General features: G+C 72.7%; 22 protein-coding genes. 15 read left to right on the plus strand and 7 right to left on the minus strand.

Going from position 1 to position 25,369, the window contains the following annotated elements; all coding sequences use genetic code 11:
- Positions 1-155 precede the first annotated feature (155 nt).
- Both NDAS_RS20025 and NDAS_RS20030 read left to right on the plus strand, forming a co-directional pair.
- Positions 156-866, plus strand: a complete 711-nt coding sequence (locus tag NDAS_RS20025; RefSeq protein WP_232051706.1) for an immunity 49 family protein — start codon at positions 156-158, stop codon at positions 864-866.
- Positions 867-924: 58 nt separating this feature from the next.
- Entirely contained in the window at positions 925-2,352 is a 1,428-nt protein-coding gene (locus NDAS_RS20030) for a DUF6177 family protein (protein WP_013155055.1), read from the plus strand.
- A 254-nt stretch (positions 2,353-2,606) separates the two neighbouring features.
- Here the strand turns inward: NDAS_RS20030 and NDAS_RS20035 are convergent, their stop codons facing one another.
- Positions 2,607-3,824 carry an ROK family transcriptional regulator gene (locus NDAS_RS20035; protein WP_013155056.1) on the minus strand — a complete coding sequence of 406 codons (1,218 nt, stop codon included), beginning with the start codon at positions 3,822-3,824 and terminating at the stop codon, positions 2,607-2,609.
- A 115-nt stretch (positions 3,825-3,939) separates the two neighbouring features.
- Here NDAS_RS20035 and NDAS_RS20040 point away from each other — a divergent pair, with 115 nt between their 5' ends.
- The 8 genes from NDAS_RS20040 (at position 3,940) to NDAS_RS20075 (ending at position 12,967) form a co-directional block, all read left to right on the plus strand.
- A complete protein-coding gene (locus tag NDAS_RS20040) occupies positions 3,940-5,082 on the plus strand; it encodes a Gfo/Idh/MocA family protein (protein WP_041552883.1) in 1,143 nt (380 codons plus the stop codon).
- A complete protein-coding gene (locus NDAS_RS20045; RefSeq protein ID WP_013155058.1) occupies positions 5,079-6,722 on the plus strand; it encodes a sugar ABC transporter ATP-binding protein in 1,644 nt (547 codons plus the stop codon). Before NDAS_RS20040 ends, NDAS_RS20045 begins: the two co-directional genes overlap by 4 nt.
- Complete coding sequence (locus tag NDAS_RS20050) at positions 6,719-7,828, plus strand: ABC transporter permease (RefSeq protein WP_013155059.1); 1,110 nt, start codon at positions 6,719-6,721, stop codon at positions 7,826-7,828. The genes NDAS_RS20045 and NDAS_RS20050 overlap by 4 nt, the downstream gene beginning before the upstream one ends.
- The gene (locus NDAS_RS20055) at positions 7,825-8,922 is read left to right on the plus strand and encodes an ABC transporter permease (protein WP_013155060.1); all 1,098 of its coding nucleotides are present in this window, start codon (positions 7,825-7,827) and stop codon (positions 8,920-8,922) included. Before NDAS_RS20050 ends, NDAS_RS20055 begins: the two co-directional genes overlap by 4 nt.
- A 2-nt stretch (positions 8,923-8,924) precedes the next feature.
- Positions 8,925-10,124, plus strand: a complete 1,200-nt coding sequence (locus NDAS_RS20060) for a substrate-binding domain-containing protein (RefSeq protein WP_013155061.1) — start codon at positions 8,925-8,927, stop codon at positions 10,122-10,124.
- The gene (locus NDAS_RS20065; RefSeq protein ID WP_013155062.1) at positions 10,125-10,997 is read left to right on the plus strand and encodes a sugar phosphate isomerase/epimerase family protein; all 873 of its coding nucleotides are present in this window, start codon (positions 10,125-10,127) and stop codon (positions 10,995-10,997) included. It begins immediately after the preceding gene.
- Between the two features lie 202 nt (positions 10,998-11,199).
- The gene (locus tag NDAS_RS20070; protein ID WP_013155063.1) at positions 11,200-11,928 is read left to right on the plus strand and encodes a hypothetical protein; all 729 of its coding nucleotides are present in this window, start codon (positions 11,200-11,202) and stop codon (positions 11,926-11,928) included.
- 34 nt (positions 11,929-11,962) lie between these two features.
- Entirely contained in the window at positions 11,963-12,967 is a 1,005-nt protein-coding gene (locus NDAS_RS20075) for a sugar phosphate isomerase/epimerase family protein (protein WP_013155064.1), read from the plus strand.
- A 64-nt stretch (positions 12,968-13,031) separates the two neighbouring features.
- Here the strand turns inward: NDAS_RS20075 and NDAS_RS20080 are convergent, their stop codons facing one another.
- From NDAS_RS20080 to NDAS_RS20095, 4 genes are all read right to left on the minus strand, one after another.
- Positions 13,032-13,277 carry a hypothetical protein gene (locus NDAS_RS20080; protein ID WP_013155065.1) on the minus strand — a complete coding sequence of 82 codons (246 nt, stop codon included), beginning with the start codon at positions 13,275-13,277 and terminating at the stop codon, positions 13,032-13,034.
- Between the two features lie 106 nt (positions 13,278-13,383).
- On the minus strand, positions 13,384-13,755 hold the full coding sequence (locus NDAS_RS20085) for a hypothetical protein (protein WP_013155066.1): 372 nt from the start codon (positions 13,753-13,755) through the stop codon (positions 13,384-13,386).
- 95 nt (positions 13,756-13,850) lie between these two features.
- Positions 13,851-14,339 carry a hypothetical protein gene (locus tag NDAS_RS20090; RefSeq protein WP_013155067.1) on the minus strand — a complete coding sequence of 163 codons (489 nt, stop codon included), beginning with the start codon at positions 14,337-14,339 and terminating at the stop codon, positions 13,851-13,853.
- A 406-nt stretch (positions 14,340-14,745) separates the two neighbouring features.
- The gene (locus NDAS_RS20095) at positions 14,746-15,444 is read right to left on the minus strand and encodes a carbonic anhydrase (RefSeq protein WP_013155068.1); all 699 of its coding nucleotides are present in this window, start codon (positions 15,442-15,444) and stop codon (positions 14,746-14,748) included.
- A gap of 522 nt (positions 15,445-15,966) precedes the next feature.
- Between NDAS_RS20095 and NDAS_RS20100 the strand changes: the two genes are divergently transcribed.
- From NDAS_RS20100 to rsgA, 3 genes are all read left to right on the plus strand, one after another.
- Positions 15,967-16,500 (plus strand): TetR/AcrR family transcriptional regulator, encoded by a 534-nt coding sequence (locus tag NDAS_RS20100; protein WP_049800319.1) that lies wholly within the window; start codon positions 15,967-15,969, stop codon positions 16,498-16,500.
- A 208-nt stretch (positions 16,501-16,708) separates the two neighbouring features.
- The gene (locus NDAS_RS20105) at positions 16,709-17,578 is read left to right on the plus strand and encodes an MHYT domain-containing protein (RefSeq protein ID WP_013155070.1); all 870 of its coding nucleotides are present in this window, start codon (positions 16,709-16,711) and stop codon (positions 17,576-17,578) included.
- 228 nt (positions 17,579-17,806) lie between these two features.
- Positions 17,807-18,970 (plus strand): ribosome small subunit-dependent GTPase A, encoded by a 1,164-nt coding sequence (rsgA, locus tag NDAS_RS20110; protein ID WP_013155071.1) that lies wholly within the window; start codon positions 17,807-17,809, stop codon positions 18,968-18,970.
- A gap of 126 nt (positions 18,971-19,096) precedes the next feature.
- Here the strand turns inward: rsgA and NDAS_RS20115 are convergent, their stop codons facing one another.
- The gene (locus tag NDAS_RS20115; RefSeq protein ID WP_013155072.1) at positions 19,097-20,020 is read right to left on the minus strand and encodes a TatD family hydrolase; all 924 of its coding nucleotides are present in this window, start codon (positions 20,018-20,020) and stop codon (positions 19,097-19,099) included.
- A 79-nt stretch (positions 20,021-20,099) separates the two neighbouring features.
- On the minus strand, positions 20,100-21,917 hold the full coding sequence (gene metG, locus NDAS_RS20120; protein ID WP_013155073.1) for a methionine--tRNA ligase: 1,818 nt from the start codon (positions 21,915-21,917) through the stop codon (positions 20,100-20,102).
- A gap of 271 nt (positions 21,918-22,188) precedes the next feature.
- Between metG and NDAS_RS20125 the strand changes: the two genes are divergently transcribed.
- Both NDAS_RS20125 and secD read left to right on the plus strand, forming a co-directional pair.
- The gene (locus tag NDAS_RS20125; protein WP_013155074.1) at positions 22,189-22,635 is read left to right on the plus strand and encodes a hypothetical protein; all 447 of its coding nucleotides are present in this window, start codon (positions 22,189-22,191) and stop codon (positions 22,633-22,635) included.
- 76 nt (positions 22,636-22,711) lie between these two features.
- Positions 22,712-25,369, plus strand: coding sequence for a protein translocase subunit SecD (gene secD, locus NDAS_RS20130; RefSeq protein ID WP_013155075.1), 2,658 nt, complete (start codon positions 22,712-22,714; stop codon positions 25,367-25,369).

Consider the following 25,369-nt stretch of genomic DNA (forward strand, 5'->3'; position numbering starts at 1 on the left):
ACATCAGCAATCCCAACTACGAGAGTAGTATCGCCAGGATTCCCGAAAGGCGTAAGTTCTATGTGCAGTGGTTGATCGACTCACCCTTTGATGCTGGAGGCCCTCTGACCGGGGTACAGGACCAAGCCGAGTTGTGTCTGGCCATGGACACCGATGTGGACAGGCTGGAAACCTGGGAGGCCTGGGTCACCTATATGCAGATGAGCGAGGCGACCCTCGCCGTCTCCACCGCCGAACCGGGCACCCAGCTCACCCGGATGATCAACCACCAGGAACGCACCCTGACCGCGGTCGAACCCGACTACTTCACCAACGCCAGCAACTGGCTGACCGCGTTCTACCTGGCGGTGACCTGCCGCGACCAGGAACGCTACCGCTCCCTGTGCGAGATCCCCACCGAACTCCTGCGCCAAGCCGGGGAGAGCCGGGGAAGCCAGTACAACCCCTACATCTACCACCTGATCGAAGCCTTGCAGGCCTTCGTCCTCAACCGCCCCGGCCTGGAAGAACACCTCCTCCAGGCCATGAAACTGTCAGACCCCGCGAATGCGGAGATCGGCACCACCGAGGTACTCAACAAGCTCACCTTCCCGCCGTTGAACACCCTGATGCACCTGGTGCGGCGCAACAGCGACAAGTTCAACGAAGCCCTGGCAGAAGGGCTGGAACTGTTCCGCTCCTTCCACACCGCCACACCCGAACGTGCGGAGGAACTCGACGGTGGAACCTCCATCCCCCTTCTGGCCCTGGCCTGCCTGGCCTACGACACCGCCGGGCAGGATCCCGACTTCCACTTCGACGTCGAATCCGGCTACCTGCCCAAGCACATCCTCCAGCGCAGCTGGCACGGGGAGTTCCCCATCTGACCGGCCAGGACCCGACCGACCCCGCCCCACCGACCCCCACCCCCGTGAAGGAACCCCGTTGAGCCACGACGTCGTCGCCCTCCTCGCCGAGAGCCCCGGCCGCCGCTCCCTCCTGGACGCGCTGGTCGCCGCCGGACCCAAACTGCGGGTCCGACTCGTGGCCGAGGGCACCGTGGTGCAGCTGCGCGACGACTCCGACCGCCTGGTGATCGCCATGCAGGCAGCGCAGCGGCTCGCGGTGTCGGCGGAGGCCGACCGCCTCCTGGAAGACGGGATCACTGACGACCTGCCCGCGCAGCCGCTGTGGGTCGAGGTCCGCGGAACGGAGCTGGCGGACACCGACACGGCCGCGACGGCACGCCGGTTCGCCCGCTGCCTGGTCGAACGGCACGGCGGGGCGGTGTGGGAACCGGAGCCGCGGCTTCCCCGGGACGACCCGCACCTGTTGGGAGTGACCGACCACCCGGCGGTGAGCGCGGTGACCGGGGCGAACGCCGTCCTGGTACAGGACCGGCCCGTGGTGCCCCTGTCCAGCTGGTTCGTGGACGCGCTGGCCGAGCACGGCCGCCGGGGCCGGGGCCTACAGGTGGTCACCCCGTCCACGAGCGTCATCACCCACGCGCTGCGCTGGTTCCTCAGCAGGCCCCGCGCCACGTGGGTCGTGCGCGCCCCGGACGGGCGCTACCACGACGGCTTCAACGGCCTGCCGCTGGTGTGGGACGCCGAGACCGGCTTCGTGCCCGACCCCGGGGTGAACGCGGATGACGGCCCCAACGAGGCCTTCCGAACGTCGGCCGACGAGGAACCGGGTACCCACCTGCACGTGGACCTGAGCGTCGACCACCCGGTCGGCGACGGCCTGGTGCTGGGCACCACCGTGGAACTGCTCGCCGAGCGTCTGGCCGGAGGCGCGCCCGCGGTGTGGGGTGTCTCCGAGCCGCTGACCCGGGCGTGGGACACCGAACGGGTCACGGCCATGGCGCGGCGCCGCTCCCCCGGTGAGACCCTGCTGGCCTTCGCCGGGCAGCCAGAGGGCGTCCGGGAGGAGGGGGCACGCCCTCTGGCGGGGAGCCTGCGGGTGTCGCGCGCGCCGTCGGGGGTGCGCGAGCGGATCCTGTTCTCGGTGGGGTACCGGCCGGGTGAGGAGCCCGACCTGGACGCCCTCGAACCGCTGGTGCGCGAGCTGACCGCGCGGGACGGCCTGCGCAGCATGACCGTGCACCGCGCCCTCGGGCGCGCCGACCTGACGTACGCACCCCGGTGGGCGGGCGTGTCAGTGCCGGTCGGGCTGGCGGTGGGACCGGAGGGGGTCCTGGAGGCGGGACGGGAACGGGCGCTGGCCGCTCCGGTACCGGGCGTCGCCTTCGGCCCGCCCATGGCCCCGCTGGCCTGGTACCGGATCGGGGACGGGGTGGAACCCGACGCCTGGAGCCGCTTCCGGGAGCTGATGGAGCATCTCGATCCCGAAGGCGCGCCCGCACGCTGACGGAACACCCCAGGCCCGAAACAGCGTCCGCGCCCTGACCGGACACCCCGAAGCCGAAGGCCCCCGAGCCCGGGAACGGAACGGTCCGCACCCTTGACGGAGCGCCCCGGATCCGGGGTCGGAGCGGTCCGCGTCCCTGCCCCCGCACTCCGACACCGCTCCCGCCCCGAAACGGCTCCGTGCGCTGGGATCCCGGCACCGCCCGCCACCCGCCGCGCGGGGCGGCCGTGGGCCCCGGCCGGGGCCCACCCGGCTCAGCCGTTGATCAGCGCGTCCGCGTGCTCGGGGCTCAGGCAGTGCTCGATCACCATGACCGCCGCGCCGACCACGCCCGCGCTCTCGCCCGCCACGGACGAGACGATGCTCAGGTGTTCGGTGGCCAGCGGCAGCGACCGCTGGTAGATGATCTCGCGCACCCCGGCGAGCAGGTGGTCCCCGGCCAGGGCGAGCGCGCCGCCGATGACGATGACCGACGGGTTGAACATGTTCACCGACGCGGCGAGCACCTCGCCGATGTCGCGGCCCGCCTGGCGCAGCGCGCGCAGGGCGGGCACCGACCCGTTGCGGGACAGTTCGACCACGTCGCGGGCTCCGCTGGCGGGCACGCCCTCGGCGGTGAGCGCGGCGGCCAGGGCGGCGCCGCTGGCCACGGCCTCCAGGCAGCCGGTGTTGCCGCAGCGGCAGGGCCGCTCGTCGCCGCTGGGGACGTGGATGTGCCCCATGTCCCCGGCCGCGCCCTGCGCTCCCCGGTAGACGCTGCCCTCGCTGACGATGCCGCAGCCGATGCCCGTGGCGACCTTGACGAACATCAGGTGGCTGGCCTCGGGCCAGGCCGTGTGGTGCTCCCCGATCGCCATGATGTTGACGTCGTTGTCCACCAGGACCGGCACGTCGAGCCGGTCGTGGACGTAGCCGGGCACGTCGAAGTTGTCCCACCCCGGCATGATCGGCGGGTTCACCGCGCGCCCGGTGGTGTGCTGGACCGGGCCGGGCAGGCCGATGCCCAGGCCGAGCAGTTCGTCCACCCGCCGTTCCGTGCCCTCCAGCAGGCCGCGGCCCCGCTCCACGACCCAGTCCAGGACGTGCTCGGGGCCCAGGGCGATGTCTAGGTCGGCGCGCTCCTCGGCGAGCACGGTCCCCGACATGTCGGTGAGGGCCAGGCGGGCGTGGGTGGCGCCCAGGTCGGCGGCCAGGACCACGCGGGCGTCCGGCTGGAACGAGAAGGTCGTGGGCGGCCTGCCCCCGGTGGACACGGCCTCTCCGGCGGGCCCGATGAGTCCGCTGGCGAGCAGGGCGTCCACGCGCTGGGTGACGGTCGAGCGGGCCAGACCGGTGACCGAGGCCAGCTCCGAACGGGTGCGCGGTCGGCCGTCGCGCAGGAGTCGGAGCAGGGTGCCCGCACCGGGTGCGGCGGTCGGAGCGACGGCCGGGCCGGGTCGTCCCTCCGTGTGGGTCAGCGCGTCTTCCGTCATGCGAACAGTGAAGCACAGGATCTATTGACTGTCCGTCATCCGTCTATTGCAGATAGATCCTACGACTTTTGCTTGACGATCGACAGAAGTCCGGCGTACCGTTCGTGGCATGTCAGTGAGTAAGGTCACAAGCCTGGGTGAGGCGGCCGACCCCGGGTCCACCGCCCCCAACGCCTACCGCGCCGCGGTGATCGGTACCGGCTTCATGGGCCGGGTCCACTCCCACGCCGTCCGCGCCGCGGGAGGCGAGGTCGTCGGGGTCGCGGGCTCCTCCCATGGCAAGGCCGAACAGTTCCGCACCGCGCACGGCGTCGCCCGGGCCCACGCCGACGCCCTCGAACTCGTCCGCAGCGACGACGTGGACGTGGTCCACGTGTGCACCCCCAACCACCTGCACGCGCCGCTGAGCCTGGCCGCCCTGGCCGCCGGCAAGCACGTCGTGTGCGAGAAACCCCTGGCCACCGACGCCGACACCGCCCGCGAGCTGGTCCGGGCCGCGGAGGAGGCCGACCGGGTCGCCGTCGTCCCCTTCGCCTACCGCTTCCACCCCATGGCCCGCGAGGCGCGCGCCCGCGTGGCCTCGGGCTCCATCGGCCGCGTCAGCCTCGCCCACGGCGGCTACCTCCAGGACTGGCTCCTGTACCCGGACGAGGACAACTGGCGGGTGGACCCCGAACTGGGCGGCCCCACCCGCGCGTTCGGGGACATCGGCTCGCACTGGTGCGACATGCTGGAGTTCGTCACCGGCGACCGCATCACCTCGGTCAGCGCGCAGACCTCGCGGGTCAACGACACCCGCGCCGGACGCTCGGTGGCCACCGAGGACCTGGTGGCCTTCCAGTTCTCCACCGCGGGGGGCGTGGTCGGCGGCGCCGTCATCAGCCAGGTCTCCCCCGGCCGCAAGAACCGGCTCGTGCTGGAGGTCTCCGGCACCGAGGGCACCCTGCTGTTCGACCAGGAGCGGCCCGAGACCCTCTGGGCGGGCGGCCGGGGCCGCAGCTGCACCATCAGCCGCGACGACCCCGAGCTGAGCGCCGACGCCGCGCGCCTGTCCACGACCCCCGTCGGCCACCCGCAGGGCTACCAGGACTGCTTCAACGCGCTCGTGGCCGACACCGGAGCCGCCATCGCCGGGCAGACCCCCGAGGGCCTGCCGGTGTTCGCCGACGGTTTGCGCGCCGCCGTGCTGGCCGAGGCCGTCCTGACCTCGGCGCGGGAACGCCGCTGGGTCGACGTGCCGGAGGTGGACGGGGCATGAGCGGCCCGCCCCTGCTCCGGATGAGCGGCATCACCAAGTCCTTCCTGGGCGTGCGCGTCCTGCACGGGATCGACCTGGAACTCCACCCCGGCGAGCTGCACGCCCTGGTCGGCGAGAACGGGGCGGGCAAGTCCACCCTGATGAAGGTGCTGGCCGGGGTGCACCGCGCGGACGGGGGCACGGTCGAGCTGGAGGGCGGCACCGTCTCCTTCGAGCACCCCGTCCAGGCCCAGCGCGCGGGCGTGACCACGGTCTTCCAGGAGTTCAACCTCCTGCCCGACCGCACCGTCGCCGAGAACGTCTTCCTCGGCCGCGAGATCCGCCGCCGCGGCCTGGTGGACGCCCGGGCCATGGAGCGGGCCACCGCCGAACTGCTCGCCGAACTCGGCCTGGAGGGCATCGACCCCCGGGCCCGGGTGCGGTCGCTGTCGGTGGCCGAACAGCAGATCGTGGAGATCGTCAAGGCGCTCTCGCACGACGCGCGCATCATCTCCATGGACGAGCCGACCGCCGCGCTGGCCGACCACGAGGTGGAGGTGCTCTACCGGATCATCGGCCGCCTGCGCGAACGCGGCGTGGCGGTGCTGTACGTGTCGCACCGCATGCGGGAGATCTTCGACCTGGCCGACACCATCACGGTGCTCAAGGACGGCCATCTCGTGGACACCGTCCCCGCCGGTGAGATCGGTCCGGCCGAGCTGGTCCGCAAGATGGTCGGGCGTCCGGTCTCGGCGGTCTTCCCCGAGCCCCTGGAGCCGCACGGCGAGCACGTGGGACGGGTGCGGCTGTCGGTCACCGGAGGCGGCAACACCCAGCTGGACGGGATCGGCTTCGAGGTGCGCGGCGGCGAGATCCTGGGCCTGGGCGGGCTCCAGGGCAGCGGGCGCACCGAGGTCGCCCACGCCCTCTTCGGCGTCGAGCGCTTCACCCGGGGCGAGGTCCGCGTGGACGGGCGGCGGGTGGACCCGCGCTCGCCGCGCACGGCGGTGCGGGCGGGCCTGGTGCTGGTCACCGAGGACCGCAAGGCGCAGGGGCTGGCGCTGAACCAGTCGGTGGCGGCCAACGGCCGCCTGGTCCTGGACGCGGTCTGGCCCCTGGGCTCGGCGCGCGGGGCCCGGCGGCTGCCCGGCATCCTCTCCTCCCTGGAGCTGGTGGCGCGCGGCGGCCAGGACCAGGAGGTCCGGTACCTGTCCGGCGGCAACCAGCAGAAGGTCGTGCTGGCCAAGTGGCTGGCCGCCGAACCCGGCGTGATGGTGCTCGACGAGCCCACGCGCGGCATCGACGTGGGCGCCAAGCAGGCCGTCTACCGGCTCATGCGCGAGCTGGCCGCGGCCGGTGTGGCGATCGTGCTCATCTCCTCCGAGCTGCCCGAGCTGATCGGCATGTCCGACCGGCTGGTCGTCCTGCGGGACGGCCGGGTGGCGGGCGAGCTGCCCGGCGGGGCCGCCGAGGAGGCGGTCATGGCGGTGGCCACCGGATCGCCGCACCCGGGCGGGTCCGCCGCACCGGTTCCCGGGCAGGACCCGGCCGCCGCTCCACCGCGCCCGGTCGCCCCCGCCCCACCGACCGCGGGGGGCGACCCGGCCGCCGGAACCGACAACGGCGGCTCCCCCGCACGGCACGAGGAGGCCGCCCCGTGACACCCCCACCGACCTCCGTCCTCCGGAGCCTGCGCGCCCGGACGGGCACCACCGGGCTGGTCTACCTGGCCCTGGTGCTGCTGCTCGCGGTCAGCGCGGCCTTCGTGGCCGCCCGGGGCGGCAACCTGTTCACCACCGCCAACACCGTCGACCTGCTCACCCGCAGCAGCCTGCTGGGCTTCCTGGCCGTCGGGATGACCCTCGTCATCCTGTGCCGCTCCCTGGACCTGTCGGTCGGCTACGTGGCCGCCCTGTCCACCGTGGTCGCGGCCACCACCATGGCGGGCGACCCCTCCCGGATCGTCCTCGGCGTGGCCGCGGCGCTCGGCCTGGCCGCGCTGATCGGCCTGGTCAACGGGCTGGTGGTCACGGGGCTGCGGGTCAACCCCTTCATCGCCACCCTGGGCATGGGGCTGGTGATCAAGGGCTACCTGGACACGAACTTCCAGGGCCCGGCCGGGGCGGTGCCCGCCGCCTTCCAGACCTTCGGCTACACCCGGATCGGTGTGCTGCCCGTCTCCACCCTGGTCATGCTGGGCGTGGCGGTGGCGGCGGTGCTGTTCCTGAGCCGCACACGGATGGGCTACCACATCTACGCCGTCGGCGGCGACGCCGACGTGGCCCGGCTCTCCGGGGTCCGCTCCGGGGTGCCCACGGTCACCGCGCACGTGTTGTGCTCGGTCACCGCCGGTGTGGCCGGTCTGCTGCTGGCCGCCCGGTTCGGGACCGGCAGCGCCACCGTCTACTCCGGGGGCTACGAACTGGAGGCCATCGCGGCCGTGGTGCTGGGCGGGACCTACCTGCTCGGCGGGCGCGGCGGCGTGGCCGGGACGGTGGCGGGGGTGCTCATCCTCGCCACGCTCGACACCGTGTTCAACGTGCTGGCGGTCGACCCGTTCGTCAAGGACGTCCTGCGCGGCGTCATCGTCATCGCCGCCGTGGCCGTCTACGCCCGCGGCGGGCGCTCCGCCGTGCGGACGCGCTTCCCCTCCGGCGGCGCGCCGCCGTCCTCCCCCGTGCCGCGGCCCGCCCCGGACACCGGGACCGCCCCCGATCCGGACCCCGGGACGGGATCCGCACCGCAACCCCTCGGAGGCCGCCGATGACCCCGACCCCCACCCAGGACGCGCGCGGCCCGGTCGGGCCGCGCGGACCCGAGTCGCGCGGCCCGGGCCCGCTGGCGGCGCTGGCCGCGCTGGGCCGGGGCGGCACGGCGACCGTCGCGCTGCTGCTGGCGCTGATCTTCGTGGTGATCGCCACCCAGAACCCCTCGTTCTTCGAGGGGCCGCCGCTGATGGCCTTCGCCAAGAAGGCCGCGCCGCTGGTGATCCTGGCCATCGGCCAGTACCTGGTGATCGTCTCCGGGGAGTTCGACCTGTCGGTGGGGTCCCTGGTGGGCGCGCAGGTGGTGATCGCTGCCCGCCTCATCGACGGAGACGAGGCCATGACCTGGCCGGTGATCGGCCTCATGCTGGTCTTCGGCCTGGTCGTGGGCCTGGTCAACGGCCTGGTGACCACGCTGCTGCGGGTGCCGTCGATCATCACCACGCTCGGCACGATGCTGATCCTGTTCGGCGCCGTGCGCTACTGGACCGGCGGAGCGCCCACCGGGGCGCTGACGGAGTCCTTCCGCGTGTTCGGCCGGCAGGGGATCGAGGGCGTGCCCGTCCTCGGCGAGATCCCGTGGGCGCTGCTCATCGCTCTGGCGCTGGCGGCGGGCGCGGTGGTGCTCATGCGCTCGCCCTACGGCCGCTCCCTCGTGGCGACGGGTGACAACGACGTCGCCGCCGCGTTCTCGGGGGTGCGGGTGTGGCGGGTGCGCACGATGGCCTTCGTCGGCTCCTCCCTCATGGCCACCGTCGCCGCCGTCCTCATCGGCGGCTACGCCGGGGTCACCGCGCAGGTCGGCGACGGGCTGGAGTTCACCGCGATCACCGCCGTGGTCCTGGGCGGGGTGGTGCTGGGCGGCGGGCGCGGCACCGTGGTCGCCGCCGTCCTGGGAGCCCTGACCGTGGAGGCCCTGTTCACGCTGTTCAACCAGCTGTACCTGCCCTCGACGCTCCAGCCCACGGTGCAGGGGCTCATCATCATCGCCGCGGTGGCCTACGCCGCCCGCCGGGGCGACCTTCGACTGCCGGAGCGCCTGCGACGGCGACCGGACCATCCGACCGAGCGGCCGCTCGGCACTTCCAGGAGGTAACCATGCGCGTCCCCCGCGTGCTGCTCGCCGGCGCCGCCGGCCTGACCCTGACGCTCACGGCGTGTACGACGGACGCCCCCACCGACGCCCCCGAGGAGGCGGGCTCCGAACTCACCCCCGACGGGGAGTGGTTCGACGAGGCCGAGTTCGAGGCGCAGCTGGCCCAGCGCGAGATCACCCCGGAGGGCCCCGAGGACCAGCCCTGGCTCCAGGCGATCGAGCCCGAGTGGATCGACACCTCGGAGTTCACGCACGACGCGCCAGAGGACGCGACGCTGTGCTTCTCCAACGCCTCGGTGTCCAACCCCTGGCGCGTCACCGGCTTCATCACCATGGAGCAGCAGGTGGAGGCGCTCCAGGAGGAGGGGCGCATCGGCGAGTTCCGCGTGTCGGACGCCGCCGACGACGACAACCAGCAGATCTCCGACATCCAGGCCTTCGTGGACTCCGGGGACTGCGACGTCATCATCATCTCCCCCTCCACTACCGCGACCCTGACCCCGGCGGTGGAGACCGCCTGCGAGAGCGGCGTCCCGGTCGTGGTCTTCGACCGCGGCGTGAACAGCGACTGCATGGTCACGTTCATCCACCCGATCGGCGGCTACGCCTACGGCGCGGACGCGGCCGAGTTCCTGGTCGATGAGCTGGAGCCCGGCTCGACCGTGCTGGCGCTGCGCATCCTGCCCGGCGTGGACGTGCTCGAACACCGCTGGGCGGCGGCCCAGGAGGTCTTCGCCGACAGCGAGCTGGAGGTGCTCGGCCACGAGTTCACCGAGGGCGACGGCGCCATGATCAAGGACCTGGTCTCCCAGCACCTCCAGCGCGGCGAGGTCGACGGCATCTGGATGGACGCCGGGGACGGCGCCGTGGCCGCCCTGGAGGCCTTCGAGGACGCGGGCCAGCCCTACCCGGTGATCTCCGGTGAGGACGAGCTGAGCTTCATGCGCAAGTGGCAGGAGGAGGACCTCACCGCGATCGCGCCCGTCTACTCCAACTTCCAGTGGCGGACCCCGGTCCTGGCCGCCGGCATGATCCTCGCCGGCGAGGAGGTGCCCTCGGAGTGGATCCTGCCGCAGGAGCCGATCCGTCAGGACGAGCTGGACGAGTACCTGGAGCGCAACGCGGAGATGCCGTCCCTGCACTACGCGAAGTTCGGCGGCGAGGACCTGCCGGGCTTCCCCGAGGCCTGGACGGACCGGTAGGTGCGCGCGCTGGGGGTCAACACCTGGGTGTGGACGTCGCCGCTGACCGACGCCGCGTTGGAGCGGATCGCGCCCCGCGTGGCGGAGTGGGGGTTCGACGTGATCGAACTCCCCGTGGAGGACACGGGCGACTGGGACCCCCGGCGCGCCCGGGCCCTGCTGGACGGGCTGGGCCTGACGGCCAGCGTCGTGCTGGTCATGGGGCCGGGCCGGGAACTGGTCGCGACCGACGCGGCCACCCGCTCGGCCACGCAGGACTACCTCAGGCGGGTCGTGGACGCGGCCGCGGCGGTGGGCTCCCCCGTCGCCGCCGGTCCTGCCTACGCCTCGGTCGGCCGCACGTGGCGGATGTCCCCGCGTGAGCGGGCGGGGATCGGCGCGGAGCTGACCGAGGCGCTGGCCCCCGTGGTCGGGCACTGCTCGGCCGCGGGGGTCCGGCTGGCGGTGGAGCCGCTCAACCGGTACGAGACGAGCGTGCTCAACACGGTGGACCAGGGGCTGGAGATGCTGGCCGACCTGCCCGCGGAGCACTGCGGGCTGGCCCTGGACGTGTACCACATGAACATCGAGGAGCGGGACGTGGCGGCGGCCGTGCGGCGCGCGGCGGGCAGAGTGGCGCACGTGCAGGTGTGCGCGAACGACCGCGGCGCCCCCGGGGCCGACCACCTGGACTGGAGCGCGATCCTCGGCGCGCTCGGCGACGCGGGGTACGGAGGACCCCTGGTGATCGAGTCGTTCACGGCGGACAATGCCAGCATCGCCACGGCGGCCTCCGTCTGGCGACCGTTGGCGGCGACCCAGGACGCGATCGCCGTCGACGGCCTGGCCTTCCTTCGCGCCCTGAGCCGACGAGAGGAGCCGCCGTGCAGGTAGGCAGCGCTCCTCGGGAGCCGCGGTCCGCCCGTACGGGCGCGGCCGGGCTCCACGGGGGACGGGAGCCGGCCGCCGTGTCCGCACCACGGCCGCCGGTGCCCCCGGGCCAGGAGGAAACGTCCACCACCCCCGCTCGGTGCCGCGCTCGCCGGAAAGCGCTGACTGAGGTAGGGCGGCTCCATCCCCACGAGGAGACGTCACCATGCCCGCTCACAAGACCCCCTCCGCCGCCGGATCCGAGTTCCCGGACCCGGTGGCGGACACCCCCGCCACCTGGTGGCTGACCGGGGTGTCGTTCGCGGTGGCCGGTGCCGCCGTCGCCTCCGCCGTGTTCCTCGGCGGTGACGGCGCGAACGGCGCCTCCGCCGCGCCGCAGGCCCCGGCGGACCACCCCGACGCCGAACAGGTCGGTTCGCTGCTCACCCACACCCGCACGGCCCACGAGGGACTCGTCCCCGTGGTGGAGGACATGGAGGAGTTCCTGCCCACCGACGGATCACACCCGCCCCTGGAGTTGACCGAGGCCTCGGTGGTCAACTCCTGGCGCACCGAGGTGCAGGCCGCCTCGGTGCACTTCGGGGAGGTTCCCGAGTCCGGCGGCGCCCACCGGACCGCGCACGCGGGCCTGGTGTCCTCCGTCCGGCTGCTGTCCATGTCAGTCGACACCTACGCCAAGGCCGCCCTGGTCGAGGACGAGGACCTGCGCATGGACGTGCTGCACATCGCCATGGAACTGCGCGACGAGGCGGTCGTGTCGTGGTCGGTGGCGGCCACGCACCTGGACGCGGTGAGCGTGGACGCCGGGCACGGCCACGTCCACCTGTACCTGCCCGCCGCCCCCGACAGCGGCGCCCTCGCGCCCGACGGCGCCGGGGCGGACGCGGGACCGGAGGGCGCCGGGGAGGGCCCCGGCGGCGGACACGACCACTGACCACGAAACCCCCCTACTCCAGGAGGAGACGAACATGCCGCGACCAGTCACCCTGTTCACCGGACAGTGGGCCGACCTGCCCTTCGAGGAGGTGTGCTCCCTGGCCTCCTCGTGGGGCTACGACGGTCTGGAGGTCGCCTGCTGGGGCGACCACCTCGACGTCACCCGGGCCGCCGTGGACGACGACTACGTGCGCGACCGGCTGGACACGCTCAAACGCCACGGGCTGGGCCTGTGGGCGATCTCCAACCACCTGCTGGGCCAGGCCGTCTGCGACGACCCGATCGACCACCGCCACCGCGACATCCTGCCCGCGCGTGTGTGGGGCGACGGCGAGCCCGAGGGCGTGCGCCGGCGGGCCGCCGAGGAGATGAAGACCACCGCCCGCGCGGCCGCCAGGCTCGGCGTGTCCACCGTGGTGGGCTTCACGGGCTCGGCCGTCTGGAAGTACGTGGCGATGTTCCCGCCGGTGGGCGAGGACGTCATCGAGGCCGGGTACCGCGACTTCGCCGACCGGTGGAACCCGATCCTGGACGTGTTCGACGAGGTGGGGGTGCGTTTCGCGCACGAGGTGCACCCCTCCGAGATCGCCTACGACTACTGGTCAACCCAGAGGGCGCTGGAGGCGGTGGGGCACCGTCCGGCCTTCGGCCTGAACTGGGACCCCAGCCACATGGTGTGGCAGGACATCGACCCGGTCGGGTTCCTGTGGGACTTCCGGGACCGGATCTACCACGTGGACTGCAAGGACGCCCGCAAGCGGGTGGGCAACGGCCGCAACGGGCGGCTGGGCTCCCACCTGCCGTGGGGTGATCCGCGCCGGGGCTGGGACTTCGTCTCGACCGGGCACGGCGACGTGCCCTGGGAGGACTGCTTCCGCACGCTGAACTCGATCGGCTACCAGGGGCCGATCTCGGTGGAGTGGGAGGACGCGGGCATGGACCGGCTGGTCGGGGCGGCCGAGGCGGTGGAGTTCGTGCGCTCCCACGCCTACGACCCGCCGGAGGCGTCGTTCGACTCCGCCTTCGGGTCGGACTGACCCGGCTGCAGGCGCGGCGGCGGGGCGGCGCGTACCGGGGATCCCCCTCAACAGGGAGGCGGGGTCAGATCATCGGGGCGATGACCACCCGGTAGTGCCCCCCGTCCTCGGTGGAGACGTCGCAGCGGAAGTCGTTGACCCGGTTGACGGAGCCCTGCACCGCGCTGTCGCCGAAGGCCGCGGTGTCCACCCCGGGCAGGTGTTCGCGGATGAAGGACACCGCCTCCTGGACGGACATGGCGGTGTCCTTCTGCTCTGGGGTGACACGCAGTCCGTTGTCGGTGAGACGGCTGATAACGACCCGGAACATGTGCTGTCTCCCTAGGGTGCCGGGGGGCGGACACCGGCATTCTGCCCCATCGCCTCCCCGGCTGGGAATCCTCCGGGCGGGCGGGGCGCCGGGGCGGCCCGCCCGGTCAGACCTCCAGGTCCGCCTCGATGCCCTTGAGGCGGTGCCTGGCCAGGGCGAGGTTGCCCCGGGAGCGGTCCAGGGCCAGGTAGAGGAAGAGCCCCTGCCCCTTGCGGCTGGTGAGGGGCCGGATGATGTGGTACTGCCCGGACAGGGTGATGAGGATGTCCTCGATCACGTCGTTGATCCCCAACTGGTCCATGGTGCGCATCTTCGCGCGGACCACCTCGGTGTTCCCGGCGGCGGCCACGGTGAGGTCGAGGGTGTTGGTGGAGGCGAGGGTGCCCAGCGCCATCCCGCTGCTGTAGTCGACGACGGCGGCGCCCACAGCCCCCTCGATCTCCATCATCTCCTTGAGCCCGGCTTCGATGTTCGGCATGTCCTTCTCTCTCCTTGACGTGGGTCGGCGCGGCGCCCTGCGGTCGGCGATCCAGCGGCGCAGGCCGGAGGCGCCTCGGCGGGGCTGCCCACCGGTCACGCGGCCACCGGCCGGGGGCGGTCGACGGACAGCGTCCGCAGCGCGGTGAGCACGCGTTCCAGCACCTTGCGGTCCACGGACGCGACCGCCGGCGCGGCGGGGCGGGGCAGGTCCCGCCGGGGCGGGCGGTCGGTGTCGTCGCGGGGAGGCGGCACCCTCGCCGTGCGCACCAGGTCGCGCAGCCGCCGCAGGGTGAAGCCGAGGCTGCCCTCCGTGCGGCCCATCCGCACCCGTACGCACAGGTCGGAGCCCTCCAGGACGGCGAACAGCACGTGGTGGTCGGTGTCGGTGACGACGACGTCCTCCACCCGCTGGTCGGCGCACAGGGGACCCTCCCTGACGGCTCTGAGGATCGCCGCCGCGTCCGCGGCCGGATCGTCGGCGCCGGCGTGGGCGAGGACGCGCCCGCGCCGCCAGTCCACGAGGCAGGCACTGCGCACCCCCGGCGTCTGGAGCATCTCCCGCAACTGCTGCTCGAAGCGCACGTCGGTCCTTTGCGAAGGCTGGGGCCGGGACTCGCGTCGGCCCGCGACGAATCAGGCTAACTGTCCTTTGCGGACATCACGAGAATAGGCGTCATGCGTTCGCAGCGCAGCCTTTTCAGTGATTTATTGTGTTATGCCTGACCGGAGGGGGTGGCGGAAAGCCGAAAGGAGGACGAGGGGGCACCGGAGCGTGTTTCGCCCCGCCGGGAAAGGTGATCGTCCCCGGTGTCGCGCGAGGTCACTTTTTCTCCCTTTCGGGAGTTTCGGGACCTCGGACCCGAGTGGTGTCGGTGCGGGGGGCGGGCGGAGCGGCCGCCCGGGGAGGGACGGGGAAGGGGGCGGAGTGGTGAGCGGGGTTGACCGGGGGCACGGGTCCGTGGTGCGGCGAACGCGCGGCGGCGCGGGATCAGAGCCAGCTGACCTCGGAGGTCTCCAGGTCGTAGCGGGCGGGGACCACGTCCAGGCGGCCGGACTCGACCAGCTCGCGCAGGTCGGCGTCCACGCGGAGCTGGTCGGCGATGTACTCGGCGTTGGCCCGGACGCAGGCGTCCACGAAGTCGCCGCCCTCGTCGGGGGTGGCCTCGACCACCGGCAGGATCCCCTCCACCAGGTAGCCGACGTGGCCGTGCGGGACCTCCCCGGTCTCGTGGGCCTCCACGGCGGCGCTGACCGCGCCGCACGAGGAGTGCCCCAGGACGACGATGAGCGGGACCGCCAGGTGCTCGGCGGCGTAGCTGATGCTGCCCAGGACGGACTCGTCCAGGACCTGGCCCGCGGAGCGGATGGTGAACAGGTCGCCGAGCCCGCGGTCGAAGACCAGCTCGGGCGCCACACGGGAGTCCGCGCAGCCGAGGATCACGGCGAAGGGGCTCTGGCCGCGGGCCATCTCCTCCCTGCGGGCGGGGCCCTCGTTGGGGTGGCGGGAGTCGTACCGGCGCCAGCGCCTGTTGCCCCGCTTGAGGAGGCGCAGCGCCTCCGCGGCGTCCCCCGGCTGGGGCGCGGGCATGGGAGCCGACCAGGCTGGGGCGGAGACGGCGGTGGCGACCGCGGCCCCGACCCCTCCGGCGAGGGAAACGCGCAGGGCGTTACGACGGGTGATGGCCATGTGGGGTCTCATTCTTGACGTCGACAAATGTGGACTTTTGCCGCCAAACGAGGGCCAAATTACTCTTGCTCCACGAACCAGTTCAAGGGTTTTTAACGCGCTCCTAACGCCCTTCCCGGAGGCGCACACTCGGAACGGATGCGAAAAAAATCCCTTTCCGTGCCGCTGAACTCGCACAACGCCGCGCGCGGACGTTTTCCCGCGATTCGGCCCGCCCTCTCCGGGCGTGACGAGACGTGCTTCTCGCAGCACTCCGCGCGACCGGTCGGCGGGTGCGGTCCGGGGGCGTCCCGGGCCCGGGATAGGATGTATTACCAACCGACCGTTCGTTAAGAAATCCTCGTGGGACCCGGCGACGGCGGACGCGCCCGCGGCCGTCCCCACCCACGGAGCCGCTCCCACCAGGTAGATTCGACAACCGTGTCCAGATCTTCCCCTGTCGAACCAGCGCCCTCCCGCCGCGGGGCAGCGGGGCGGCGACGCTCCGGCCGCCCCGGCCACGACGCCGACTCCGTCCTGCGCGTGGCCGCGCGCGTGTTCAACGAACGCGGGTACGACGGCACGAGCATGGAGGACCTGGCGCGCGCCCTGGGCGTGACCAAGTCGGCCATCTACCACCACGTCACCGGCAAGACCGAGCTGCTGCGCCGCTCCCTGGACCTGGCCATGGACGCCCTGTTCGCGGTCACCCGCGAGGAGGCCTCGACCACCGGCCCGGCCATCGACCGCCTGGAGCACGTGCTGCGCGGCAGCGTCCGGGTGCTGGTCGAGGAGCTGCCCCACGTGACCCTGCTGCTGCGGGTGCGCGGCAACACCGAGGTGGAGAAGCGCGCGCTGGAGCGGCGCCGGGCGTTCGACCACCTGATCGCCGACCTGGTGCGCGAGGGCGCCGCCGACGGCGACATCCGCCCGGACGTGGACCCCGCCGTCGCGGCCCGCCTGCTGTTCGGCATGGTCAACTCGATCTCGGAGTGGTACAAGCCGGACCGCGGGCTGGACTCCGACGAGATCGCCGACACCCTGGCCAGGATCGCCTTCGCGGGTCTGCGTGCCTGAGGGCCTGAGAGCCTGAGGGCCCGGACGGAGCCGCCGCCGACGCGAGGGCCCGGCGGAACTGAGGGTCGCACCCCTGTTCCCCTGCGTTGCCGCTGGCCACATCAGGCCACACACGTTGGAAAACACCCCTGGCGCATCAGTCTCAGGCCTCCCTACTATCCATGGAACCCGTCCGAAATGGGACCAAGGTCATGGAAAGTAGTGCGCCGTGCTCGACCACCTCGCCCAGGACTGGCTGACCCCCTCCATCGCCTTCGCGGTCTCGGTGATCGGGTCGTTCCTCGGCTTGTCCTTCGCCTCACGCGCGCGCCGGACGAGCGGACTCGTCCGGTGGCAGTGGCTGTCCCTGGCCTCCCTCGCCCTGGGCGGGGTGGCCGTGTGGTCGATGCACTTCATCGCCATGATGGGCTTCTCCCCGCCCGGCACGGCCATCCGCTACGACGCCGCGCTCACCGTGGTCAGCGGGGTCATCGCCATCGCGGTGATGGCCGTGGCGCTCACCCTGACCATCCGCGGGAGGACGACCCCCCGGCTCCTGCTGGGCGGTCTCATCGCCGGGACCGGCATCATCGCGATGCACTACCTCGGCATGCTCTCGATGAACGTGCACGGGCAGATCCACCACGACCCGCTCTACGTCGCCCTGGCCTGCGTGATCGCGCTGGCGGCCGCCACCGCCTCCCTGTGGTCCGCCTCCCGGCTGCGCGGTCTCCCCGCGATCACCGCCGCCTCCGTGGCCATGGCCGTCGCGGTGACCACCATGCACTACACCGGCATGATGGGCGTCCACTTCACGCAACCGCGCTTCTCCCGGCACAGCCCCCCGGACGGTTCCAGCGCGCCGGACCTGGTTCTGCCCCTGCTCGCCGGCCTGTTCGTCTTCATGCTGATCTGCAGCCTCTTCCTCCTGCTGGGGGTGGAGGAGGAGCGCCCGGACTACTCCCGGCGCGCGCCCGCCCCCGCCGCGCCCGCCTCCGGGAGCGCACCGGAGGAGCCCGCCGCCGGGGAGTACGTGCCGCGGCACGCCACCGTCCCGAGGACCGTGCCGTCCGACGACGTGTGGACCAGGCGCCGCTGAGCCGCCCCGGCCCCGCCCCAGGGCCGGCGCCCGGAAAACCCGTGGTGCGCTCCGCCCCGGCGGTCCTACACTCGCGGAGGCGGAGCGCGCCGTGTCCTCGGCGCCGACGACGGAGAGGAAGCAGTGATGACCGTTCCTGCGCATGGTTCGAACCCGACCTTCCCGACCGTTCGCGAGCCCTGAGGGGCGCCTCCCCTCCTGACGGCTCGCCGCTCCAGAGAGTCCGTCGTGAACACGTACGACAGCACAGACACACCCGCCGCCTCCCCGCTGACCGCGCTGGGATGGAACCGCCGTGTCGAGCGGGCCTTCGACGCCGTCGCCGCGGCGAGCCCCCACCCGCTGCTCCCCGCGCGCGTCTCCTCCTCCCGCCGGGGCGGGGCGGTGATCCGCCTCCTCCGCGAGGCCGCCGCCGACTACTCCCCCGCCGTCACCAGGGCCGCGCAGGCCGACCCGTCCTCCGCCCCGTGCGGCGGCGACTGGGTCGCGGTGCGCCGCTCCGGCGACACCTGGGTCGTCGAGGCCGTCCTCGAACGCTCCGGCAGCCTCGTCCGCCAGGGCGTGGCCCGCGACTCCCACGACCAGGTCCTGGCCGCCAACATCGACGGCGTCCTGGTCTGCGAGGCCGCCGACCAGGGGCCCAACGTGGGCCGCCTCGAACGCTTCCTCAGCCTGGCCTGGGCGAGCGGGGCGACCCCGGTCGTGGCGGTCACCAAGGCCGAACTGGCCGGGGACCGCCTCCCCGAGGTACTCGAACTCGTCGGCTCGGTGACCGCGGGCGCCGACGTGCACACCGTCAGCGCGCACACCGGCCTCGGTGTGGAGGAACTGGCCGCGCGGTTCCTGCCCGGCACCACCTGGGTCCTGCTCGGCACCTCCGGAGCGGGCAAGTCCAGCCTGGTCAACGCGGTGGCCGGGCGGAAGCTGATGGACACCGGCGAGATCCGCCACGACCGGCGGGGGCGGCACACCACCACCCGCCGCCAGCTCCTCCAGCTGCCGGGCGGAGCGCTGGTCCTGGACATCCCCGGGGTGCGGCGCATCGACGTGCCCGGCGACGCGCGGGGCGTGGACCGGACCTTCGCCGACGTCTCCGACCTCGCCGAACAGTGCCGCTTCCGGGACTGCCGTCACGGCAGCGAGCCCGGCTGCGCGGTCACCGCCGCCGTGGACGAGGGCGAGCTGGACGCCCGGCGGCTGGAGCGCTGGAACCGGCTCCGGCGCGAGTCCGAGTGGAACCGCTCCCGGGGCGACGCGCGACTGCGCGCCGAGCGCCGCAGGCAGTGGAAGGCCGCCGACCGGCAGGGCCGGGAGAACTCCCACCCGTCACCCGCCACCACCCTCAACGGACGCGCTTCGCGCGCAGCCTTCCCGCGCAAGCGGGGCGGCTAGAGCTGGCGCGCCGCCTGCGGCGTGGGCGGCGCGCGGTCGCCAGGGCGGAGTCCCCGCGTTCCCGGCGGGACGCGCGGCCCCGCCGCCGTTCGTGACGGCGGGGGTCCGGATCCGCGGATCCCGGGGTCAGAACCCGAAGGCGCGTCCCGCGTTGCCCGCGATGATCCCGGCCAGTTCGTCCTCGTCCATGCCCTTGACCCCCGCCAGCGTCCGCAGCGTGTGCGGGATCAGGTAGGGGGCGTTGGGACGGCCCCGGTAGGGCTTGGGGGTGAGGAAGGGCGCGTCGGTCTCCACCAGCATCAGCTCCGGCGGCGCCGCCGCGGCGGCCTCGCGCAGGGATTCGGCGCTGGCGAAGGTGACGTTGCCCGCGAAGCTCATGAAGTACCCGTGCTCGGCGCACACCTTGGCCATGGCCGCGTCGCCGGAGAAGCAGTGGAAGACCACCCTGTCCGGCGCGCCCTCCTCCTCCAGGATCCGCAGCACGTCCTCGTGGGCGTCGCGGTCGTGGATCATCACGGCCTTGCCGTGGCGCCTGGCGATGTCGATGTGGCGGCGGAAGGACTCCTCCTGGGCCCGCGCGCCCTCGGGGCCGGTGCGGAAGGTGTCCATGCCGGTCTCGCCGACCGCCACCACCTGGGGCAGAGCGGCCAACTCGTCGACGGCGGCCAGCTGCGCCTCCAGCTCCGCCGTCCCGCCGGGCTCGCGGAGCTTGCCCGCCCAGTCGGTGTCGTCCACCTCCACGCCCGGGGCGCCGTCACCGTGCACGATGCGCGGCGCCTCGTTGGGGTGCAGGGCCACCGCCGCCCACACCCGGCCCGGGTGCGCGGCGGCCACCTCGGCCGCCCACCGCGAGGAGGCCAGGTCCACGCCCACCTGGACGAGCGGGGTCACCCCGACGCCCTCGGCGGCGGCGATGATCTCCTCGACCTCCGGGGTCTGCATGTCCATGTGGGTGTGGCTGTCGGCGACCGGTACGCGCAGGGGTTCGGGTACCGGAGGGGGCGTCTGGTCGTTGCGCTCCCTGACCGCTCTGCCGCTGCGCTTTCCCATGCTCACGTTCCTCCACGAAGAAGCGCCGACGGGCGGTGCCCGCCGGCGCGGTCGTCCTTCTCCCCGCCGCGGCCGGGGCCTACCCGGCGGCGCCCTCCAGGCGGGCCAGCTCCTCGTCCACGACCGACTGGTCGAGCTTGGCGAACAGCGGCTCCGGACGGCCGAGCGGGGTGCCCACCGCGATCGGCCGCGACTCCCAGCGCGCCTCGTTGTCGGCGTAGTCCCCGGTGATGACCGGGTACTCCACCTCCTCCTCCGAGCCGCCGATCGTGTCGCGCCCGGCGTCGATGCGCGGCATGCCCGTCCAGGTGCCGGTGCCGCCGAGCATCGCGTACACCTTGTTAGCCGACTCGGGCAGGTACGGGGTGAGCAGCGTGTTGGCGTCCTGGACCAGCTGGAGCGCCACGTGCAGCACGGTGGCCATCCGCTCGGGGTCGGTCTTCTTCAGCGCCCACGGGGCCTGGTCGGAGATGTACTTGTTGGCCTCGGCCACGGTGCGCATGGCCTCCTGCAGGCCCGCCTTGAACTGGGACCGCTCCAGTCGCTCCCCCACCCTGGCGAACGCGGCCCGCGAGTCCTCCAGCACCCGGCGGTCCTCGTCGGTCAGCTCACCGGCCGCCGGGATCTCGCCCAGGTTCTTGGCCGCCATCGAGATGGAGCGGTTGACCAGGTTGCCCCAGGCCGCCACCAGCTCGTCGTTGTTGCGGCGCACGAACTCGGCCCAGGTGAAGTCGGTGTCCTGCGTCTCGGGACCGGCGGCCATGATGTAGTAGCGCAGCGCGTCGGCGGAGTAGCGCTCCAGGAAGTCGCGCACGTAGATCACCACGCGCCGCGAGGAGGAGAACTTGCGCCCCTCCATGGTGAGGAACTCGCTGGAGACCACCTCGGTGGGCACCTTCAGCTCGCCCAGCGGGCCGGGCTCGCCTCCCCGGTCCCCCTCGCCGTTGTGGCCCAGCAGGATCGCGGGCCAGACCACCGAGTGGAAGACGATGTTGTCCTTGCCCATGAAGTAGTAGGACCGGGCCTCGTCGCCCTGCCACCAGCGGCGCCAGGCCTCGGGCTCACCGATGCGCCGGGCCCACTCCACCGACGCCGACAGGTAGCCGATGACCGCGTCGAACCACACGTACAGGCGCTTGTTGGCGTTGTCGCTCCAGCCCTCCAGCGGGACGGGCACGCCCCAGTTGAGGTCGCGGGTGACCGCGCGCGGCTGGAGGTCCTCCACCAGGTTCAGGGAGAACTTGAGGACGTTGGGGCGCCACTGCCCCTCCTTGCCCTTGAGCCAGGTGGTCAGGGCGTCGGCGAAGGCGGGCAGGTCGAGCATGAAGTGCTCGGTGTCCACGAACTCCGGCTTCTCGCCGTTGATCCGCGAACGCGGCGAGATGAGGTCGATCGGGTCGAGCTGGTTGCCGCAGTTGTCGCACTGGTCGCCGCGCGCGCCGTCGTAACCGCAGATGGGGCAGATGCCCTCGATGTAGCGGTCGGGCAGCGTACGGCCGGTGGACGGGGACACCGCGCCCTTGGTCGTGTGGGCGAACACGTACCCGTTCTCGTGCAGCGCGGTGAACAGCTGCTGCGCGACGGCGTAGTGGTTGCCGGTGGTGGTGCGGGTGAAGAGGTCGTAGGACAGACCCAGGCCCACCAGGTCCTCGGCGATGATCCGGTTGTAGCGGTCGGCCAGCTCCCGGGGGGTCACGCCCTCCTGGTCGGCCAGGACCTGCACCGGGGTGCCGTGCTCGTCGGTCCCGCTGACCATCAGCACGTGGTTGCCCGACATTCGCTGGAAGCGGGAGAAGACGTCGGAGGGGACTCCGAAGCCGGACACGTGACCGATGTGGCGCGGTCCGTTGGCATAGGGCCAGGCGACCGCGGTCAGGATGTGACGATTCGACGACATGACCCAAGCCTAAAGGTACTGCCGCGCCGTGCTGAACTCCATTTCCCGCGCACGGCCCCGGGGCGCGCACGCGGCGCCGCACGCGCCGCGCCGGGCCCGGCTTCCCCGCGCGCGGTCCGGGGCACGGCGGCCCGGCGGTGCGACAGGGGCCGAAGGGACATTCCCCGGGGCTTGCCCCTACCCGTATGCTCTGCTGGACGAGCCGTGCGCCACCGGGACGCACGGTCGGGCAGCACTTCCCTCCCGGTCCTTCCCCGAGGCGGTGGTCACCATGGTTACCGGTGCCCTACCCCGCCCTGCCCGGCACACGACCGCCCTGCTGACCAGCGTGGTCCTGCTCGTCATCCTGTCCTTCCCCGTCGCCTCCGGCGGCGGGCGGCCGGCCGGACCGCCCCTGCCTCCGCACGGCCTGCTCAGCGCCCCCGAGGGCGCCGTGGCCGCGGCGGCGGACCAGGAGCGGGTGACCCCGCGCGAACGCGCGGACCTGGCCGAGAACCCGATGGTCACCGTCGGGCCGCCCGCCTCCACGTGCGACCACCGGTCGGTGCTGCGCGACCTGCCCGACACCGTGCCCAGCAGCGCACTGCGCCTGGCGGTGTGGGACCAGCCCTGGTGGCCGCTCTCTCCCCCCGCGCCCGTTCCCGTCCCGGACCTGGACGCCCCCGGGGAGCTGCCGCCGACACGGGCTCCCCCTCCCACCGCGAACACCGCCATCTGACCATCCCCGCGCGTACCCCCCTGTCTCCGGCGTGCGTCGGGATCACCCGTATTCGCAGTGAAGAGGTACCAGGTCCTTGTCCAGTCAAACGGGAGCGGGCGCGCGTTGGACACGCGCCCTCATCTCCCTTCTCGTCATCCTCGTCGCGTTCGGCGCGGCGTGGTTCATCCCGCCGCGCCTGGGGCTCGACCTCAGCGGCGGCACACAGATCGTCCTGGAGACCCAGGACGGCCCCGAGGGCACACCCGCCAACTCCGAGAACACCGACCAGGTCGTCGAGGTGCTGCGCCAGCGCATCGACCGCCTGGGCGTGTCCGAGGCGACCATGTCGCGCTCGGGCGAGAACCGGATCATCGTCGAACTGCCCGGTGTGCAGGACCCGGCGGAGGCCGCGCAGATCATCGGCCAGACCGCCCAGTTGTCCTTCCACCCCGTGCTGGGCGTGGGCCAGGCCGGCGGCCAGGGCGTGCAGGCGCCCGCCCCGGGCGACTCCGCCAACGCCCCGCAGGCCACCGCGGACGAGGCGCGCGCCCCGTCCGACGCCGCGGCCGAGGGCGGTGACGAGGCCGCCGAGGGCGGCGGCGGGGAGATGACCCAGGAGCAGCTCGAAGAGCTCATGGCTCAGCAGGGCGGCATGGGCGGCCAGCAGCCCCCCGCCGGCCCCAGCGCGGAGAACCCCGAGGACGTCGTGATGACGCTCCCCGACTCCGACGGCACCCAGCTCCAGCTCGGCGAGACCGCCATCAAGGGCGACCAGGTGGCCAGCGCCGAGGCCGCGCTGGACAGCGTCAACCGCGCGCAGTGGACGGTCAACGTCAACTTCCGCGGCGAGGGCGCCGACCAGTGGACCGCGCTGACCGCCGACGCCGCCTGCTACGAACAGGGCGACCCGCGCCGCCGCGTGGCCATCGTGCTGGACGGGCAGATCATCTCCGCCCCGGAGGTGAACCCGGAGTTCTCCTGCGACGTGGGCATGCCCGGCAACACCACCACCATCACCAGCCCCGACTTCACCAGTGAGACCGCCAACGACCTGGCCGTGCTGATCGAGGGCGGCTCGCTGCCGCTGCCGGTCACCGAGGTCCAGCGCCAGACGGTCGGCCCGACCCTGGGCGCCGAGGCCATCCAGGCCAGCGCCGTCGCCGCGATCCTGGGCCTGGCCTTCACCACGCTCTACATCACGCTGGTCTACCGGCTGGTCGGCTTCCTGGCCGCCCTGGCCCTGGGCTTCTACACGCTCATCGCCTACGGCGCCCTGGTCGCCATCAACGCCACACTGACGTTGCCGGGCCTGGCGGGTTTCGTGCTGGCGATCGGTATGGCCATCGACGCCAACGTGCTGATCTTCGAACGCACACGTGAGGAACACCAGCGCCAGGCGAAGGTCTACGAGGCCAACAAGTCCGCCGGGCTGCGGGACGCCACCGAGGACGAGGCGGCCAAGGCCGAGTCCGGGGTGCTCACCCGCAAGCGGCGCCGGGCGGTGCCGCCGAGCCTGGAGAAGGCGTTCGTCGTGGGCTCCCGCAAAGCGTGGAGCGCCGTCCTCGACACCAACATCACCACGCTCATCGCCGCCGCCCTGCTGTTCTTCTTCGCCTCGGGCACCGTGCAGGGCTTCGGCGTGACCCTGAGCATCGGCACCCTCGTCTCGATGTTCTCCGCGCTGGTCATCGCGCGCGTGTTCGTCGAGTGGGCGGTGCGGCGCGCGGTCGTGCGCAAGCACCCGGCCGTCAGCGGCCTGAACCGCATCGGCGGCGTCCGCACCTGGCTGGTCGAGAAGAACCCCGACCTCATGGGCCACCGCGCCAAGGGTCTGATCGTGGCGGGTCTGATCGTGGCGGCCGCGGTCGCCGCGCCACTGATCCGCGACACCAACCTCGGTGTGGAGTTCACCGGCGGCCGCGTGCTGGAGTACGAGGTCACCAGCGGGGAGGGCGTCTCGGTCGACGAGGCCCGCTCCGTCATCTCCGCGCTGGACTTCCCCGGCTCGGACACGGCCGTGGTCCAGGAGTCCGGTGACGGCGACATCTCGGTGCGCACCGGCAGCATCTCCGACGACGACGCGGCCCGGATCGCCGACGCCCTGGGCGAGCAGACCGGCGGCGTGGAACTGGTCAGCGACGAGCTGATCGGCCCGAGCATGGGCGACGAGCTGCGCAACCGCGCGCTGATCGCCCTGGGCGCGGCCCTCGCGCTCCAGATGGTCTACCTGGCCTGGCGCTTCCGCTGGTCGTTCGGCGTGTCCACCATGCTGTCGCTGGCCTTCAACCTGGTCCTGGTGATCGGGCTGTTCATCTGGCTGGGCAAGCCGATCGACGGCGTGTTCCTCGCCGCGCTCCTGAGCGTCATCGGCTTCTCCGTCAACGACACGGTGGTGGTGTTCGACCGGGTGCGCGACGAGTGGGCCCGGGACGAGAGGTCGAAGTTCTCCGAGATCGCCAACCGCGCGGTGCTCAACACCCTGCCGCGTACCGTCAACACCTCCATCGGCGCGCTGATCATCCTGGGCTTCCTGACCTTCCTCGGCGGGTCCTCGCTCCAGGACTTCTCGATCGCCATGCTGGTGGGTCTGGTGACGGGCGTCCTCTCGACGATCTTCGTCGCCGTCCCGCTGGCCATCTGGCTCCAGAGGTGGGACAGGACCGACCCGCCGCACGTGGTCAAGGAGCGCAAGGCCAAGCAGAAGGTGGCCGCCAAGGCCGCCCGCGAGGCCGACGACGGCGCCGTCGTCTAG

This window comes from Nocardiopsis dassonvillei subsp. dassonvillei DSM 43111 (genome assembly GCF_000092985.1).
Lineage (GTDB): Bacteria > Actinomycetota > Actinomycetes > Streptosporangiales > Streptosporangiaceae > Nocardiopsis > Nocardiopsis dassonvillei.

Excerpts from the sequence above, each read along its gene's own strand:
- NDAS_RS20035 (WP_013155056.1), bottom strand. The coding sequence starts at position 3,824 with ATGACGGAAGACGCGCTGACCCACACGGAGGGACGACCCGGCCCGGCC.
- NDAS_RS20045 (WP_013155058.1), top strand. The coding sequence starts at position 5,079 with ATGAGCGGCCCGCCCCTGCTCCGGATGAGCGGCATCACCAAGTCCTTC.
- NDAS_RS20055 (WP_013155060.1), top strand. The coding sequence starts at position 7,825 with ATGACCCCGACCCCCACCCAGGACGCGCGCGGCCCGGTCGGGCCGCGC.
- NDAS_RS20060 (WP_013155061.1), top strand. The coding sequence starts at position 8,925 with ATGCGCGTCCCCCGCGTGCTGCTCGCCGGCGCCGCCGGCCTGACCCTG.
- NDAS_RS20070 (WP_013155063.1), top strand. The coding sequence starts at position 11,200 with ATGCCCGCTCACAAGACCCCCTCCGCCGCCGGATCCGAGTTCCCGGAC.
- NDAS_RS20075 (WP_013155064.1), top strand. The coding sequence starts at position 11,963 with ATGCCGCGACCAGTCACCCTGTTCACCGGACAGTGGGCCGACCTGCCC.
- NDAS_RS20080 (WP_013155065.1), bottom strand. The coding sequence starts at position 13,277 with ATGTTCCGGGTCGTTATCAGCCGTCTCACCGACAACGGACTGCGTGTC.
- NDAS_RS20085 (WP_013155066.1), bottom strand. The coding sequence starts at position 13,755 with ATGCCGAACATCGAAGCCGGGCTCAAGGAGATGATGGAGATCGAGGGG.
- NDAS_RS20095 (WP_013155068.1), bottom strand. The coding sequence starts at position 15,444 with ATGGCCATCACCCGTCGTAACGCCCTGCGCGTTTCCCTCGCCGGAGGG.
- NDAS_RS20115 (WP_013155072.1), bottom strand. The coding sequence starts at position 20,020 with ATGGGAAAGCGCAGCGGCAGAGCGGTCAGGGAGCGCAACGACCAGACG.
- metG (WP_013155073.1), bottom strand. The coding sequence starts at position 21,917 with ATGTCGTCGAATCGTCACATCCTGACCGCGGTCGCCTGGCCCTATGCC.
- NDAS_RS20125 (WP_013155074.1), top strand. The coding sequence starts at position 22,189 with ATGGTTACCGGTGCCCTACCCCGCCCTGCCCGGCACACGACCGCCCTG.